The sequence below is a fragment of the Henriciella marina DSM 19595 genome, from assembly GCF_000376805.1.
Taxonomy (GTDB): domain Bacteria; phylum Pseudomonadota; class Alphaproteobacteria; order Caulobacterales; family Hyphomonadaceae; genus Henriciella; species Henriciella marina.
Map to the genome: position 1 here is coordinate 1,806,549 of NZ_AQXT01000002.1, position 15,086 is coordinate 1,821,634.

At 60.2% G+C, this 15,086-nt stretch carries 15 protein-coding genes; 10 read left to right on the top strand and 5 right to left on the bottom strand.

Annotated features, from left to right (window positions below; all coding sequences use genetic code 11):
* Window positions 1–40 precede the first annotated feature (40 nt).
* From F550_RS0108815 to F550_RS0108830, 4 genes are all read left to right on the top strand, one after another.
* Window positions 41–907 carry a hypothetical protein gene (locus F550_RS0108815; protein ID WP_018148179.1) on the top strand — a complete coding sequence of 289 codons (867 nt, stop codon included), beginning with the start codon at window positions 41–43 and terminating at the stop codon, window positions 905–907.
* A 174-nt stretch (window positions 908–1,081) separates the two neighbouring features.
* Complete coding sequence (locus F550_RS0108820) at window positions 1,082–1,384, top strand: SCP2 sterol-binding domain-containing protein (protein WP_018148180.1); 303 nt, start codon at window positions 1,082–1,084, stop codon at window positions 1,382–1,384.
* Between the two features lie 99 nt (window positions 1,385–1,483).
* Window positions 1,484–2,431: an alpha/beta fold hydrolase gene (locus tag F550_RS0108825; RefSeq protein WP_018148181.1), complete on the top strand. Its 948-nt coding sequence runs from the start codon at window positions 1,484–1,486 to the stop codon at window positions 2,429–2,431.
* A gap of 80 nt (window positions 2,432–2,511) precedes the next feature.
* On the top strand, window positions 2,512–3,174 hold the full coding sequence (locus tag F550_RS0108830) for a glutathione S-transferase (RefSeq protein ID WP_018148182.1): 663 nt from the start codon (window positions 2,512–2,514) through the stop codon (window positions 3,172–3,174).
* 12 nt (window positions 3,175–3,186) lie between these two features.
* On the opposite strand, the gene bfr is transcribed toward F550_RS0108830, so the two are convergent.
* Together bfr and F550_RS0108840 are read right to left on the bottom strand one after the other, a co-directional pair.
* The gene (bfr, locus tag F550_RS0108835; RefSeq protein WP_018148183.1) at window positions 3,187–3,672 is read right to left on the bottom strand and encodes a bacterioferritin; all 486 of its coding nucleotides are present in this window, start codon (window positions 3,670–3,672) and stop codon (window positions 3,187–3,189) included.
* 184 nt (window positions 3,673–3,856) lie between these two features.
* Window positions 3,857–4,057: a (2Fe-2S)-binding protein gene (locus F550_RS0108840; protein ID WP_018148184.1), complete on the bottom strand. Its 201-nt coding sequence runs from the start codon at window positions 4,055–4,057 to the stop codon at window positions 3,857–3,859.
* Between the two features lie 154 nt (window positions 4,058–4,211).
* Here F550_RS0108840 and F550_RS17365 point away from each other — a divergent pair, with 154 nt between their 5' ends.
* From F550_RS17365 to F550_RS0108860, 4 genes are all read left to right on the top strand, one after another.
* A complete protein-coding gene (locus tag F550_RS17365; protein ID WP_018148185.1) occupies window positions 4,212–4,991 on the top strand; it encodes a GGDEF domain-containing protein in 780 nt (259 codons plus the stop codon).
* Window positions 4,992–5,080: 89 nt separating this feature from the next.
* Window positions 5,081–6,685: a lysine--tRNA ligase gene (locus tag F550_RS0108850; protein WP_018148186.1), complete on the top strand. Its 1,605-nt coding sequence runs from the start codon at window positions 5,081–5,083 to the stop codon at window positions 6,683–6,685.
* Between the two features lie 7 nt (window positions 6,686–6,692).
* Window positions 6,693–7,052: a hypothetical protein gene (locus F550_RS0108855; RefSeq protein WP_018148187.1), complete on the top strand. Its 360-nt coding sequence runs from the start codon at window positions 6,693–6,695 to the stop codon at window positions 7,050–7,052.
* A 97-nt stretch (window positions 7,053–7,149) separates the two neighbouring features.
* Window positions 7,150–7,542: a hypothetical protein gene (locus F550_RS0108860; protein ID WP_018148188.1), complete on the top strand. Its 393-nt coding sequence runs from the start codon at window positions 7,150–7,152 to the stop codon at window positions 7,540–7,542.
* Window positions 7,543–7,596: 54 nt separating this feature from the next.
* Here F550_RS0108860 and F550_RS0108865 read toward each other — a convergent pair whose 3' ends face one another.
* The gene (locus F550_RS0108865) at window positions 7,597–11,055 is read right to left on the bottom strand and encodes an indolepyruvate ferredoxin oxidoreductase family protein (RefSeq protein ID WP_018148189.1); all 3,459 of its coding nucleotides are present in this window, start codon (window positions 11,053–11,055) and stop codon (window positions 7,597–7,599) included.
* 130 nt (window positions 11,056–11,185) lie between these two features.
* Between F550_RS0108865 and F550_RS0108870 the strand changes: the two genes are divergently transcribed.
* On the top strand, window positions 11,186–11,680 hold the full coding sequence (locus tag F550_RS0108870; RefSeq protein ID WP_018148190.1) for an Lrp/AsnC family transcriptional regulator: 495 nt from the start codon (window positions 11,186–11,188) through the stop codon (window positions 11,678–11,680).
* 1 nt (window position 11,681) lies between these two features.
* Window positions 11,682–12,806, top strand: coding sequence for a serine hydrolase domain-containing protein (locus F550_RS17370; RefSeq protein ID WP_018148191.1), 1,125 nt, complete (start codon window positions 11,682–11,684; stop codon window positions 12,804–12,806).
* Between the two features lie 4 nt (window positions 12,807–12,810).
* Here the strand turns inward: F550_RS17370 and F550_RS0108880 are convergent, their stop codons facing one another.
* Both F550_RS0108880 and F550_RS0108885 read right to left on the bottom strand, forming a co-directional pair.
* A complete protein-coding gene (locus F550_RS0108880; protein ID WP_233349012.1) occupies window positions 12,811–13,911 on the bottom strand; it encodes a DUF2332 domain-containing protein in 1,101 nt (366 codons plus the stop codon).
* The gene (locus tag F550_RS0108885; protein ID WP_018148193.1) at window positions 13,895–15,073 is read right to left on the bottom strand and encodes a thiolase family protein; all 1,179 of its coding nucleotides are present in this window, start codon (window positions 15,071–15,073) and stop codon (window positions 13,895–13,897) included. Before F550_RS0108885 ends, F550_RS0108880 begins: the two co-directional genes overlap by 17 nt.
* Between the last annotated feature and the right edge of the window lie 13 nt (window positions 15,074–15,086).

The window sequence follows — 15,086 nt, forward strand, 5'->3', positions numbered from 1 at the left end:
CTCACCAAAGACTGGCGCGGAATTTGCAGGTATAATCGCCATGATGACGAAACATTTTTTCCGATTTTCTCTTCTCAGCCTTGCCGTTCTGTCGCTCGGCGCCCTCATCGCGGTGGCGGATGAAGCCGACGCTGCAGGACCGCACGCAGACTTCGATTGCAGCTCGCTCGAAGGAACATCCACGCTTCTGGATGCGCGTGATGAAACATTCCTGATCTTCGGCGAAATTCACGGCACGCGCGAAGCGCCTAAAGCCTTTGGCGAGATGGTCTGCGAGGCCGCCCGGCGCGGCCCCGTCATTGTCGGCATCGAACGACCCGCCGCGCTGTCACCCGTCATGCAATCCTTCATCGACAGCGATGGCAATGATGATGCCCGCTTCGAGCTCATCAGGGGCTTTTTCGATGGCACCGACTGGGGTCTTTCCAGTCAGGCCTTTCTTGATCTCTTTCTGCGACTGCAGACCCTGCGCGAACAGGGCGCTGACATCCGCATGGCCGGTTTCAAGACCTCCCAAGTGGTGGGGGGCGGCAGCCAGACGCCTTATGAGAAAAGTCTTGCAACCGAGCTGCGCCGCGCCAGCGCCGCCCACCCTGACGCTCGCGTGCTGGTCCTTGTTGGCAATCTGCATGCGCGCAAGGAAACCTATCCAGCGCTCGGTGACCGACCGGGGTTCGAGCCCATGGCCATGCACCTGCCTGAGGGGGAGGTCCTGACCTTCAACATCGCCCATAGCGGCGGTCAGACCCATAAATGTGCCTCCAATGGGTGTGGGCCGCACGAGGTGGACGGCAGGGCCGACCCGAAGAATACCGGGCTCTGGCTGAGCGACCGGGATTCGCGATATGATGGGTCGTGGAATATCGGGCCGGTAACAGCCTCGCCGCCAATCGGCACGCGTTACTAGCCTCCCGGGCCCCGGACTCCAAGAACCCAGCCGGATTCCTTAAAAGATGGCGTCCTGATCGCGGCCTGTCGGCAACAAAAAACCTGACAGACGCGTCATTCTCTTGTGCTTAGGTCTTGCCTTCTATGGGGCCAGCCTGCTTTATCGCGGCGGGACCAATCTGAGGAGACTTTCATGGATCTCGCAACTCTTACTGCAAAAGCCAATGAGGCGGTATCTGCCGGCGGCGACTTCACCAAAAAAGTGAAGTTCGACTTTGGTGATGATGGCAAGCTGTTTATCGACGGCGCCAACGGCAAGGCGGACAATTCTGATTCCGAGGCCGACGCCACCGTGAAGGTCGACTGGGATGATTTCCAGAAACTGGTCGCTGGCCAGCTCGACCCGACAATGGCCTTCATGCAGGGCAAGCTTAAAGTGCTCGGCGACATGTCCGTTGCCATGCAGCTTCAGGGCCTGATGAAGAAGTTCAACTAGACTTCGCCAGCTCAGGGTTTTTCGGCCCTGACCTGAATTTTGAAAGGCGCTGTGCGGCTCAAGGCTGCCAGCGCCTTTTTTTAATTGGTAGAAAGGTTCATGGGCAAAGCACAGACAGACAGGCGCGCGACCTTTGTCCTCGCCGACACAAATCCCCCGCCTGACGGCGCTGAGCTCGTCTGGTTCGAGGGCATGGCTGGCAGAAGCCTGCGGGCCTGTTTTGCGCCATCGACCAGGGCGACACCGCGCGGGACCGCCATTATCTGCCCGGGCCGGACCGAGTTTATCGAGAAATATTTTGAGACCGCGCGCGATCTGCAGGCCCGCGGCTTTGCTATCGTGATCCTTGACTGGCCTGGACAGGGTCTCTCGGACCGGTTGCTTGATGATCCCAAGAAGGGCCATATCGACCGGTTCGAGACCTTTATGAGCGCCCTGCGCAATGGTCTCGACGCCATGCCGGGCGACCTGCCCCGTCCTTATGCCTGCGTCGCCCACTCCATGGGCGGCGCCATCGCATTGGGGGCAATGGCCCGCAAACTGGTGCGGGTTGATGCGGCCGCATTCTCCGCGCCGATGTGGGGGCTGCCAGTAAATCTGGCGGTTCGCTATATCATCTGGGCGATGCGGGCCGTCGGGCGCGATGGCGACTATGCGCGAAAGCCCGGCCCACCTGAAACGTTTGAGAACAATATCGTCACGCATGACCGCGAACGCTGGCAGCTTCAACGCGACCTGATTGCTGCCGCACCCGAACTTGAGGTCGGCGCGATGACGTGGGGCTGGCTTGGCGCGTCGCTCGACATTCTCAGTGAGACCCGCAAACCAGCGCTTCTGCGCAGCATCGACTGTCCGGTCTTCGTGGCAAGCGCGGGCGATGAACAGCTCGTCGATAACGAGGCACATGGCCGCGTGGCGCGCCACCTGCCCGACTGCACACTCATTACCATTGAGGGCGCGCGGCACGAAATCCTGATGGAGCAAGATGTCTACAGGGATCAGTTCTGGGAGGGTTTCGACGCCCTGCTCGTAAGGTCAGGTCTTTAACTAAGTCGGGTTTGGCCCACATCATCGACAACGGAGACGTGCAGGGCACGCGCGCCGGGACCCGGCAAAGGACCGCCTGAATGATCAAGATCCACCATCTCGAAGACAGCCGCTCTCAACGTATATTGTGGCTGCTGGAAGAACTCGGCCTCGACTATGAGGTCATTCGCTATGAGCGTGACCCCGAAACGCGGCTTGCGCCAGATGCGCTCCGGGCGATCCATCCGCTTGGAAAGTCGCCCATTCTGGAGGATGGCGAAGTCATCGTTGCCGAGACGGGCGCGATCATCGAATACGTCATCGACACGCATGGTACAGGGCAGCTGAAACCGGCGGCCGGCACACCCGAACAGCGGGCGTGGACCTACTGGATGCACTATGCAGAAGGATCGGCGATGCCACCACTGCTGATGAAGCTCGTCTTCCAGATGCTGCCGCAGAACGTCAATGGGCTGATGCGGCCCCTGGTTAAAGCGGTCACGTCGCGCGCGCAGAGCAGCTTTATCGATCCGCGCGTCAAAGAGCATATCGAGTTCTGGGATAGCTCGCTTGCGCCCACGGGCTGGTTCGCGGGTAGCGAGTTCACCGCCGCCGACATCATCATGAGCTTTCCACTGGAAGCGGCGGCCAACCGGAGCATTGCCGGCCAGTACGCCAACATCTCTGGCTTCCTGACCCGCATTCATGAGCGGCCCGCCTATAAGCGCGCGCTGGAGCGTGGCGGACCCTATGCCTATGCCTGAGGCCGCACGGCCCTATTCGCTGTCTTCGACGGACCTCGACTGGAGCTGGATGTAGTTCTGGATGCCGATCCGTTCGATGAGGTCGAACTGGGTTTCCAGGAAATCGACATGCTCTTCCTCGCTGTGGAGGATTTTCGCGAAGAGATCGCGGCTGCCATAGTCGCGCACGCTTTCAGCGTATTCGACCGCGTCGCGCAGCAGATCCACGGCCTCGATTTCCATGTTCAGGTCGGACTGCAGCATTTCCTCGACGGTCTCGCCGATCATCAGCTTGCCGAGATCCTGCAGGTTCGGCATGCCGCCAAGAAAAAGCACGCGCTCGATCAGCCAGTCGGCATGTTCCATCTCCTCAATGGATTCCTTGTACTCGAAATGGCCAAGTTTGGTGACGCCCCAGTCATTCAGCATGCGTGAATGGAGGAAGTACTGATTGATCGCCGTCAGCTCATTCTTGAGCGCAGCGTTCAGGAATTCGATAACTTTCGGGTCGCCCTTCATGGTGCACTCCTGAGTTCGATTGATGTGGTTAAGCTTGGGAGTATCACCGCAGATTAGTTATTCAAGGAAAAAAACCGTATAAAATCAGATGCTTATGATAGTGAGAAGCAATTGCACCCGTGCCTGCGCGAAAGCGCCTGATTTCATTTGGCTTTATTGATTGGCAGGCCCGGTGACGACGGGCCTATTCGGCGGCCATTGGCAACGGCTCTGGCGCGCTGAGATCGACACGCTCTGAAATCATCTCGCCAATCGCCGTGCGGCATTTGCCACAATTGAAGGCACAGCCATGATGGGCCTGCACCGCTTCAGGGCTGCGCGCACCGGAATCGACGGCTTCGCGGACACCGGCATCATTAATGCGTCTGCAAATGCAAATGATCATGATTCTCAACTAGCAACGTTGAGAATGATTGTCAATCACGTGAAGCCCGCGCCGGTGCACGGAGATTCTTGCGCCGAAATTGGCGGCAATTTGCGTGAAATTCACCCTTCTTGCTTTTCCACACCTCCACGGTTTCATCGTAAGATGACGAACCATGTCAGTTCACAACTTCTCGAAAAAGGCACCCGTCCGGGTAAATTACCTGCGGTCAGCCATTATCACGCTCATATCCGTGGTCCTTACCTGGATTATGACGGGGCTCGCCTTCTGGATTGATCCTGTTCCCCCAGCGGTGGCGGAAGAAATTCTGGTCGCCACATGGGTGATTGCGACGCTGGTGCCGACCTTCGTATCCTTTCCAGTCGCCGTGATCCTTCAGCGTGAACGGCTGAAACTTGCTCACGCACTTATGCAGCTGGAGGACGTGCACGCAGAGCTAGCTCGTTCAGCCAGAACTGATGCGCTGACATTACTCCTTAACCGCGAAGCCTTTCTGTCTGACGTCGAGCAGCTGAAGGAGAAGGGCGTACGCGGCTCAATGCTCATGATCGATGTCGATCACTTCAAGACCATAAACGACACCTGGGGTCATGCCGCTGGTGACGAAGCGCTGAAGCTGGTTTCAGAAGCCATTCGAAGTGCCGTGCGCAAACAGGACGTTGTGGGACGACTTGGCGGGGAAGAGTTCGGCGTTTTCGTTAACGATGATAATCCCGTTACAGGACGCGACATCGCCGAGCGTGTCTGTCTCAGCATCTCCGGTATCAAGTTCTTCCCGCGCAGCGGCATTGCGCGCCGGATCACCGCCAGCGTCGGTCTCGCCACGAGCAATCTCGCGCGCGACACCGACCAGATGATGGGCTATGCGGACCGTAGCCTCTACGAGGCCAAGAACTCTGGACGCAATCAGGTCAAAGTCTACGAGGCTGCCTGACCTTCAGGCGCGGCCAGCTACGTCTGCTTGACCGCGCGGCGCTGCGCTTCTACCTCCGCCAGCTAAGCCCCCTAACGAGTGGAGACGTCATGAGCACGCTGCCAGAGCTTGCAGATTCAGCCAAGGCTTGGCCCTTTGAACAGGCCCGCGCGCTGCTGAAACGGCTCGAGAACATGGAGCGTGCCGGAACGCCTAAGGAAGGCCCCGTCACGTTCGAGACAGGCTATGGTCCGTCAGGCCTTCCGCATATCGGGACATTCGGCGAGGTCGTGCGCACGACGATGGTCCGCACCGCGTTCGAGACCCTGACGGATGGCAAGTATGAGACGCGGATGATCTGCGTCTCCGATGATATGGACGGTATGCGCAAGGTGCCGCCGACAGTGCCCAACCCGGCCGCGCTTGAGCCCTATATGCAGCTACCGCTGACCAGCGTCCCGGACCCGTTCGGCACACATGACAGCTATGGCGCGCATATGGGGGCGCGGCTCTGCGCCTTCCTAGACAGTTTTGGCTTCGACTATGAGTTCAAGTCGGCGACCGAGCTCTACAAGTCTGGCGCGTTCGATGCGGCCCTTTTGCGTGCGCTGGAAAAGTTCGACGAGATCATGGCGGTGATGCTGCCCACGCTCGGTGCCGAACGCCAGGCCACGTATTCGCCCTTCCTGCCCATCTCACCCTCAACGGGCCGCGTCCTTTATGTGCCGATGAAGGCAACGGACGCGAAAGCCGGCACGATCACGTTCGAAGACGAAGACGGCAGCGACGTGACCATCCCGGTGACCGGCGGCAACACCAAGCTGCAATGGAAGCCCGATTTCGGCATGCGCTGGGCCGCGCTCGGCGTCGATTTCGAAATGTTCGGCAAGGACCACCAGGACAATGCGCCGATCTATTCCAAGATCTGCCAGATCCTCGGCAGCCGCCCGCCGCAGCAATATGTCTATGAGCTGTTTCTCGACGAGAATGGCGAGAAGATTTCCAAGACCAAGGGCAACGGCATCTCGGTCGAGGACTGGCTGGCCTATGCGCCTCAGGAAAGCCTGTCGCTGTTCCAGTTCCAGAAGCCGCGCGCGGCCAAGAAGCTGTATTTCGACGTGATCCCGAAGGCGGTCGATGAGTATCTGACTTTCCTGTCAAAGTACCCAGACGAGGAGCCGGCCCGCCAGGTCGAGAACCCTGTCTGGCATATCCATTCCGGCAATCCGCCGGCGGGCGACACGCCGGTGTCGTTTGCGCTTCTGCTGAACCTCGTCAGCGCGGCGAATACGGAAACGAAGGATCAGCTCTGGGATTTCATTTCGCGCTATGCGCCAGAGGCAAGCGCCGAGAGCCATCCTCTGCTCGACCAGCTCGCTGGCTATGCGATCCGCTATTATGCGGACTTCGTGAAGCCGACCAAAACCTATCGGGGACCAGACGAGAAAGAACGCGCGGCCATGCAGGATTTCGCAGAGCGGCTTCGCGGCTGGGACGGACCTGCAGATGGCGAGGCCTTGCAGAATCTCACCTTCGAGATCGGAAAGATGCACGATTTCGAGAATCTGCGCGACTGGTTCAAGGCCCTGTACGAAGTGCTGCTTGGCCAGAGCCAGGGCCCGCGCTTTGGCGGTTTTGCTGCCCTCTACGGCGTTCAGGAAACGGCCAAGCTCATTGAGGATGCACTGGCGCGGGATACGGAATCGATCAAGTGATGCGCGCATGAAAGCGCTCATCCTGCCGACCGTCTCGCTCTTTGCTCTTACCGGCTGCCTTGCTGCCAGCGTCGCTGGCGCGACCGTTGGCGTCATTGGCAGCGGCGTCGAACTGGCTGGAAAGACGGTCTACTATACCGGCAAAGGCGCCGTCGGCCTCGTGTCTGGTGGCGATAGCGTCCCCATCACGGTTGCCGAGGACATTGGCGATATCGAGCGCGGCCGCCTCAAGCTGACCGTACGGTTTCGCGACCGGGGTGAAATGTATGCAAGCGACCGGGTCATCCCGGCGCGCAGGCTTGAAGATGAGCTGGATGCCCTGTCCGAGCGCGACGATGTCGTCGATGTGTTTATTGACCGCCCCTAGACCCTCACCGGTTAACCAATAATTCCCGGCTTTTTTCGAGGCCAGCCTTAAACTTTTGTCCGCACATCTGACGCGGGCAAAAGATGGGGGGCAGGTCATGCGAATACTGATCGCCGCTGCGCTTGCGGGCGCGTCAATGACATCTGGATGTACGGTCGCCAAGGTGACGGGCCAGGCAGCCGCCCTGCCCTTCAAGGGGGCCTATCATGGCACGCGGGCGGCGGGCACTGGCCTCTACTATACAGGACGCGGCGCCTATGCCGTCGGCAAAGGGGCTTACCGTGTCGGCAAGGTGCCTGTGCAGGTTGCCGACGGTGTTCTGGACACGACCGGCCGCGTCCTCACACTCACCATCATGACGCTGAATGCCGCTGGTCAGATGAGCGCCATCAGCAAGGATATCGCTGCTGCTTCCCTCTATACAGAGCTCGCCGCCATTGAGCGCAGCGCGGGCGTTGTTGAAGTCATCGTCGAACTTGCGAGCTCATAAAAAAGGCCGCCCCATTACGGGAGCGGCCTTTGTTGTGTTGAGCTGGTAGCGCGCCTATTCGGCGGCAATCAGCGTCTGTTTCTGTTTCGGCATGCCGCCTTCCGGCCAGTTCTTCATGAGCTCTTCCTCATGACCCTTCGCCGCTTCGACGGACGCTTCCTTGACGTGGCCATAGCCACGGATTTCGTCCGGGATAGATGCAATGGCGACGGCAAGCTCATGGTTCTTCCTGGTCAGCTTGCCTGACATCGAGGCGACGCGCTCCAGATAGGTATCGCGCAGGCCGCGCTCCATTTTGCGCTCTTCGGTATAGCCAAACGGATCGAAGGCTGTTCCACGAAGGCTTTTGAACCGGCGCATAATCTTGAAGACGGTCTTCATCCACGGGCCGAAGGGCTTTTTCTTCAGGTGGCCGTTGGAGTCCTTCTTCGCGATGAGCGGCGGTGCCATCAGATATTTGATCTTGCCACCATGGAAGGTTTCGCGAAGCTTCTTCTCGAACGTGCCATCTGTGTGGAGGCGCGCGACCTCATACTCATCCTTGTAGGCCATCAGCTTGAACGCGAACTTCGCCACAGCCGTGGTGAAGCCCTCGCCCAGACCTGCGGCTTCTTCATCCCTGCGGACTTTTGCGACGAGGTCGCGGTACTTCTGCGCATAGGCACCGTTCTGGTAAGCGGTCAGGCGGTCGGCGCGGTTCTCGATCAGCTCATCGAGCGTCATCGGTTTCACGTCGCCGCGCGGGTCTGAGGTCGTTTCGAGACGGTCAGGGTCAACAGCGGCGATCCGGCCGACGTCGAACGCCTTCATGTTCTCTTCGATCTTCACGCCGTTCAGCTTGATTGCGCGGTAAAGGCCCCGAAGCGAGACGGGGATATAACCCTTCTGCCAGGCAAAGCCGATCATGACCATATTGGTGTAGATCGCATCATTCAGATAACCGAGCGCAAGGGATTCTGCATCGATCGAGCCGAACTCCTTAGCCTGCCGTTTCACCCGAGCCGCGAGAAGCTGGCTCTCGAATGTCTTTGACCGGTCACGAATGAACTCGCTGGTCGGTGTGACATCCGCATTCGCGGTGACGTGCGTGCGGCCGACATCCATGAGCGAGATGGCGTCGCCGCCAGCTGCCACGACGAGGTCGCAGCCGATGATGGCGTCGCAGGAGGCAGGTGGCACCCGGCCGGTCGAGATCATGTCTGGCTCTTTGGCAAAGCGCAGGTGCGAGAGCACGGGCCCGCCTTTCTGGGCGAGGCCGGTCATGTCCAGCGACGAGGCAGCATTGCCATCCACATGCGCGGCCATGGCAAGAACAGACGCGACGGTTGTCACACCCGTTCCACCAACGCCGGTGAACAGGACGTTCCACGGCTGGGCCACGGGTGGCAGGTCTGGAAGCGGCAGGTCTGACGCGTCCACCTCAAGAACAGGTGCATCCTCGGCCGCAAAATGCGCGTCCGTGATGGTCACGAAGCTTGGGCAGAAGCCGCGCAGGCATGAGAGGTCGGTGTTGCAGGTCGACTGGTTGATGCGGCGCTTGCGGCCAAGCTCGGTCTCGACGGGCTCAACCGACAGGCAGTTCGATTTGATCGAACAGTCACCGCAGCCTTCGCAGACTTCCTGATTGATCATCACGCGGACGCGGTCCGGCTCACGCAGGCCGCGCTTGGAGCGGCGGCGCTTTTCGGTGGCGCAGACCTGATCATAGATCATGACCGAAACGCCTTTGGTATCGCGCAGCATTTTCTGCACGTCATCAAGCTCTTCGCGGTCATAGATTTTGACAGAGCGCGGCAAGCCTTTGACCCCTGCATAGCGGGTGGGGTCTTCAGTGACGACGACGATGGTCTTGACGCCTTCGGCCTCAACCTGCTGGGCGATATCGACCGGCGTCTGACCAGACTCGACGGTCTGGCCGCCCGTCATGGCGACCGCATCATTGTAGAGGATCTTGTAGGTCATGTTCGCGCCAGAGGTGACAGCGGCACGGATGGCAAGCGAGCCAGAGTGCGAATAGGTGCCGTCGCCAAGATTGACGAACATATGGTCTTCTTCAGTGGCAAAATACTGGCCGATCCAGGCAACGCCTTCGCCGCCCATCTGGCTGGTCATGTCGGTTTTGCGGTCCGGCATGAAGTTCGCCATATAGTGGCAACCAATACCCGCAAGCGCGCGCGAGCCTTCTGGCACCGTGGTTGAGGTATTGTGCGGGCAGCCCGAGCAATAATGCGGCGAGCGCACGGTTGGCGATGCGTTCGATATTGCCGCCTGACCGGCCGCCCCAACGCGTTCGAAATAGCGCTCGGCTGGCGCGCGGTCCCAGTCGCCCGGCACGGCGCCCATAAGGGCCTGCGCCATTTCAGGCACGGGAATGGACGAGACCTGGCTCAAGAGCTGTTTGCCGAACCGGTCCTTCTTGCCCTCAATATATGGGCGCTCATTATCCGGCAGGCTGTAGAGAACCGAGCGAAGCTGTTCTTCGATCAGCGGGCGCTTGTGCTCGATGACCAGAACGCGTTCGAGGCCTTTGCAGAACTCACGGATACGCGTTGGCTCCAGCGGCCATGGCATGGCGACCTTGAAGACGCTGATACCAAGACGGCCCGCCTCTTCTGGCGTCAGACCAATCGCGGCCAGCGCTTCAAAGATATCGCGGGCGGCCTGGCCGGTCGTGATAATGCCGACGCGGGGGCGCGGCGACGGGATCAGCACGTGATCCAAGTGGTTCGCGCGGACCCAGGCCTGAGCAGCCGGAAGCTTCACCTCGCGCAGGCGGCGCTCCTTTTCGATCGGATTGTCGCCGCGGCGCATATGGACGCCGGCTTCGGGAAACTCGAATTCAGGCGTGATCAGTTTGAGACGGTTCAGCGTGACGTCGACGACAGCGCCGGAATCCATCGTGTCGGCCAACGCGATCAGCGAAGACCAGGCGCCGGAAAAGCGGCTCATCGCCCAGCCATGGATACCGTAGTCGAGGACGTCCTGAATGGAGGCGGGGTTGAGAACAGGGATCTCAGCGTCGCGCATCGCATATTCGGATTGGGACGGAAGCGTTGAGGATTTACAGGTGTGGTCGTCGCCGCAGATGGCGAGGACACCGCCGAGGCGGGAGCTGCCTGCGGCATTGGCATGCTTGAATGCGTCGCCTGAGCGGTCTACGCCCGGCGCCTTGCCGTACCAGATGCCAAACAGACCATCGCGTTTGGCGCCCGGGAAGAGACCCAGCTGCTGAGAGCCCCAGACAGCGGTCGCGCCGAGATCTTCATTGAGGCCTTCCCAAAACTCGATGTCATACTTATCCAGCCACTTGCCGGCGGCGCGCAATTGCTGGTCATATCCGCCAAGCGGCGAGCCGCGATAACCAGAGATAAAACCGCCCGTATTATGGCCTGCTGCAAGGTCCAGGCGCCTCTGATCAAGCGGCAGGCGAACGAGCGCCTGAATGCCGGTCATATAGGCATGGCCCTCGACAAGATCGTATTTATCGTTCAGCGTGACTTCGCGGTGTTCCAAGGAACGCCTCCCATAAAAATCGTTAAGCCATATTATTTGCATTTTTTGTCGAAAATGCTTGCCCTTATTGCCGTATATAGCGTAAGAACAGGCAAGTTGTTCCAGAATACTGTATGAACAGGGAGAAAAATTGCCCCAGTCACTTGATGCCATCGACGCCAAAATTCTGGACCTGATTCAGAAGGACGCTGCCCTGTCAGTCGCAGAAATCGCGGACCGTGTCGGGTTGTCTTCCTCACCCTGCTGGCGCCGCATCAAGCGGATGGAAGAGGCGGGCATCATTCAGGGCCGGGTCACCCTGCTAGACCGCGACGCGCTCGGCCTCGGCTTCGAGGTCGTGGCAAGTGTGAAACTCGCGCTTCCGAGCAAGGAAAACCTCGCAAAATTCGAGCAGCTTGTCCAGAAATGGAGCGAGGTCCTCGAATGCATGACGGTGACGGGTGCGGTCGACTATGTGATCCGGATCACGACAACCGACATGCATGCCTATGACACGTTCCTGCGCGAGAAACTGCTCGGCTCTGGCCTCGTTTCCGATGTGCAGTCGCGCATCGTGATCAACATCGCAAAACGCACGACCGCCCTGCCGCTTGGCCTTGTCAGCGATTACGTCCCGGCCAGCTAGAATGGCAGGCGCGGCCCGCCTGCTTGTTCTATTCGTGCTGATGCCCCTTGCCGTGACCGGCGCGCATGCCAGCCCCATCACCGAACACTGGCTTCAGACGCAAGTCGATGAGGTGCGTGCAGCACATGACGTCGTCGCTCTCGGGGCAGGCATAGCGGTGAGCGATGGCGCGCCCATCGTCGCTGTTTCAGGGACCGTCTCAAAAAGCGAGGACACTCTGGTTGCAGAGGACGACGCCTGGCATATCGGATCGAACACGAAAGCTCTGACCGCGCTGCTTTATGCCAGGCTGGTCGAAGACGAACGCGCCTCATGGGACGCCGGCCTCGTCGATCTGTTCGGCCCAGACCTAGGCGATATCGACCCGGCCTGGACCTCGATCACAGTGAGAGACCTGTTCGCCCATCGCTCTGGCGTCGGTCAGATTGGGCCGATGTGGCTTCTGGCGCGCCACAATGACGACGCCGCCCTGCCCGAACAGCGGTTCGAGACCGCCAGATCACGGCTGGCCGAGCCACCGCGCGCCAAGCCCGGCGCGTTTGAGTACAGCAATCTCAATTACATCATCGCCGGCGCCGCCATCGAGATCATCACGGGGATGAGCTGGGAGGACGCCTTTCGCGAAATTCTTCTGGTGGATGGTGACGCGAACTTAGCCGATGGCTGGGGCTTTGGTCCGCCGCAGACCGGACCGGTCGGACATAAGCGGAACCTCTTGGGCATGAAAACGCCGGCGGGGCGGGGCGCGAGCGCGGATAATCCCGGGGCGCTTGGTCCTGCCGGAACCGCTCATGCACCACTGGCGAGCCACGTCCTCCTGCTGCAGCAATTTCTTTATGAAGACGGCGAACTGATGACAGATGCGACGCGCCAGACATTGCTTTCGCCGTGGCCGGACGAGACGGCCGATTATGCATTGGGATGGGGGGTCGGGGAGCGAGACAGCCTTGGCAGGATATTTGCCCATCAAGGCTCAAACACTATGTGGCTCTCGCATGCAGAGCTGGTCCCTTCCAAGGACGCCGTCTTTGTCGTCAACGCCAATGAGTTTTCGGATGCGTCCAGAAAAGCCGTCGGCGAACTCGTCGGCAGGATCGAGACCCGTCTGGCTGAAGAAAGCGATTGAGGCGTCAGATTGCAGGCGCGATCACTCGGGTCACATGACCGTCGGAGCGGTTGAGCGTCCTTGCTTCGCCGCCCGGCCAGACCTGAAGACGGGTTTCCATCATCGGCGTGTCCGTATTGCCGCCAAAGAGCGCTTCTGACTCATAGGATAGCCAGGCGAGCGGCGCGTCGGCAGTGGCTTTTTCGCCATGTGCGGCGATCGTGCTCATGATCTGGCCGATCACATCGCGCGGCGGATAGATCAGGAAAACCGAGTGGAAGACGACGGTAAGGCTGTTCTTCGGACGGGCGCTTAGCTTGCGCGCGATCCAGTCCGCCGCATCTGCCTTTTCAACGCGGATGCCGGTCTTCTGCGCAAGACGCACGGCCGCATCGAGGCGCGACAGACGCTCTTTCTGATCTGGCCACGTATAACATTTAAGCCGCGTGATCTGGTCGGGATCGCTCAGATCGAACGGTGACAGGTCGCACGCGGCCCGGCTTTCGACACGCGGCTGCGCCGATAGATGCTGCGGCGGGTCCATCTGCCAGTCAGTGCTGACGGTCACGCCGCTCGTTTCACGGGTCAGTCGTTGCCAGGTAGACGTCGAGTAGGAGTAGCGGTCCCAGTTCTGGTTGAGACCGGCGCTCGCACCCAGCTCCAGAAGGTGCATCGGCATATCAAAGCGGTGCGCAAGCTCCAGAAAGCCCGGCAGGAGCGCGATGCAGCGGCGGGTTTCGTTCGTCTGGGGCGGGCTTTCCAGAAAGCGTGTGACCCAGTCCCCGTTCCCGGCGAGCCAATCACGCGCAACCGGCCAGACTGTCTTCATCGACCAGCCGGGGTTTTGCGCGGGGTACTCAGCCGCAAGCTTCGGCGCGCGGCCGATCAGCGTCGCATGATGGAGGCAGCCGGCCAGCCGCAGCGCAAGTGCGTCCTTGCGCGGATTTGTCGGCCAGTCAGAAACAAGGCTGGCGACAATGCCGCCAGCCTCGAAATCTTCAGCAAAGGCAAGACAAAGGTCTGCCGTAAAGGGCGAGCCCAGAGCCCGGCACCAGTCCGCCTGCTCGCGGAAATGGTCCGGGATAATGGTTTCGCCGAGCAATGCGGGCCTAGGTGCGCTCGACACACATGGCGATGCCTTCACCCCCGCCGATGCAGAGCGAGGCAACGCCCTTCTTGACGTCGCGGTCTTCCATCGCCGCCAGAAGCGTCACGAGAATACGCGCCCCGGACGCCCCGATCGGGTGCCCCATCGCGCAGGCGCCGCCATGCACGTTCACGATGTCGTGGCTGATGCCCATTTCCTTCATCGCGATCATCGGGACGACGGCAAAGGCTTCATTGATCTCCCACAGGTCGACATCATCCTTGGTCCAGCCGGCTTTCTCGAGCGCCTTCTTCATTGCTGGCACGGGGGCCGTGGTGAAATATTCCGGCTCATGCGCGTGGCTGGAAGACGAGACGATCTTCGCGATTGGCTTGAGGCCGCGTTTTTCAGCCTCGGACTGGCGCATCAGGACGAGCGCAGCGGCGCCGTCAGAGATGGCCGATGCGTTTGCCGCGGTGACCGTGCCGTCCTTGTTGAAGGCAGGCTTCAGGGTTGGGATCTTGTCCGGGCGTGCCGTGCGTGGAAGCTCATCGGTGTCGACCGTGACGTCGCCCTTGCGGGTTTTCATCGTGACAGGGGCGATCTCGCGCTTGAACTTGCCGCCTTCGGTCGCCTTCTTGGCACGATCGAGCGTTTCGAGCGCATAGGCATCCTGCTGCTCACGGGTGAACTGGTACTCGCGCGCGATCATGTCAGCGAAATTACCCATCGGCCCGCCTGCATAGGCGTCTTCCAGACCGTCGGTCGCCATGTGGTCCTTCATGCCGGCCGCGCCGTATTTGTGGCCCTTGCGAAGATCGACGAGGTGCGGCGCATTGGTCATCGACTCCATGCCGCCGGCCACGATGATGTTTGCATTTCCAGCCGCAATCGCATTGGCGCCCATGACCGCAGCCTGAAGGCCGGAGCCGCACATCTTGTTGATCGTGGTCGCTTCGGTGCCTTTGTCGAGACCTGCCTTGATCGCAGCCTGACGGGCCGGGGCCTGACCCTGACCGGCCGGCAGGCAGTTGCCCATGATGATTTCATTGACGTCGGTCTCAGAGAGCTTGGCCTCGTTCGAGGCGGCTTTGACGGCGATCGCGCCAAGCTCGTTCGCGGACATGCCGGCAAGGTCACCGAGCAGGCCACCCATGGGCGTGCGGGACATACCTACGATTACTACGGGATCATCAGCCATCTATTCCTCCGGG

What these genes read in the sequence shown, in the direction of transcription:
- F550_RS0108815 (WP_018148179.1), top strand. Translation starts at nt 41, where the DNA reads ATGATGACGAAACATTTTTTCCGATTTTCTCTTCTCAGCCTTGCCGTT.
- F550_RS0108820 (WP_018148180.1), top strand. Translation starts at nt 1,082, where the DNA reads ATGGATCTCGCAACTCTTACTGCAAAAGCCAATGAGGCGGTATCTGCC.
- F550_RS0108825 (WP_018148181.1), top strand. Translation starts at nt 1,484, where the DNA reads ATGGGCAAAGCACAGACAGACAGGCGCGCGACCTTTGTCCTCGCCGAC.
- F550_RS0108830 (WP_018148182.1), top strand. Translation starts at nt 2,512, where the DNA reads ATGATCAAGATCCACCATCTCGAAGACAGCCGCTCTCAACGTATATTG.
- bfr (WP_018148183.1), bottom strand. Translation starts at nt 3,672, where the DNA reads ATGAAGGGCGACCCGAAAGTTATCGAATTCCTGAACGCTGCGCTCAAG.
- F550_RS0108840 (WP_018148184.1), bottom strand. Translation starts at nt 4,057, where the DNA reads ATGATCATTTGCATTTGCAGACGCATTAATGATGCCGGTGTCCGCGAA.
- F550_RS17365 (WP_018148185.1), top strand. Translation starts at nt 4,212, where the DNA reads ATGTCAGTTCACAACTTCTCGAAAAAGGCACCCGTCCGGGTAAATTAC.
- F550_RS0108850 (WP_018148186.1), top strand. Translation starts at nt 5,081, where the DNA reads ATGAGCACGCTGCCAGAGCTTGCAGATTCAGCCAAGGCTTGGCCCTTT.
- F550_RS0108855 (WP_018148187.1), top strand. Translation starts at nt 6,693, where the DNA reads ATGAAAGCGCTCATCCTGCCGACCGTCTCGCTCTTTGCTCTTACCGGC.
- F550_RS0108860 (WP_018148188.1), top strand. Translation starts at nt 7,150, where the DNA reads ATGCGAATACTGATCGCCGCTGCGCTTGCGGGCGCGTCAATGACATCT.
- F550_RS17370 (WP_018148191.1), top strand. Translation starts at nt 11,682, where the DNA reads ATGGCAGGCGCGGCCCGCCTGCTTGTTCTATTCGTGCTGATGCCCCTT.
- F550_RS0108885 (WP_018148193.1), bottom strand. Translation starts at nt 15,073, where the DNA reads ATGGCTGATGATCCCGTAGTAATCGTAGGTATGTCCCGCACGCCCATG.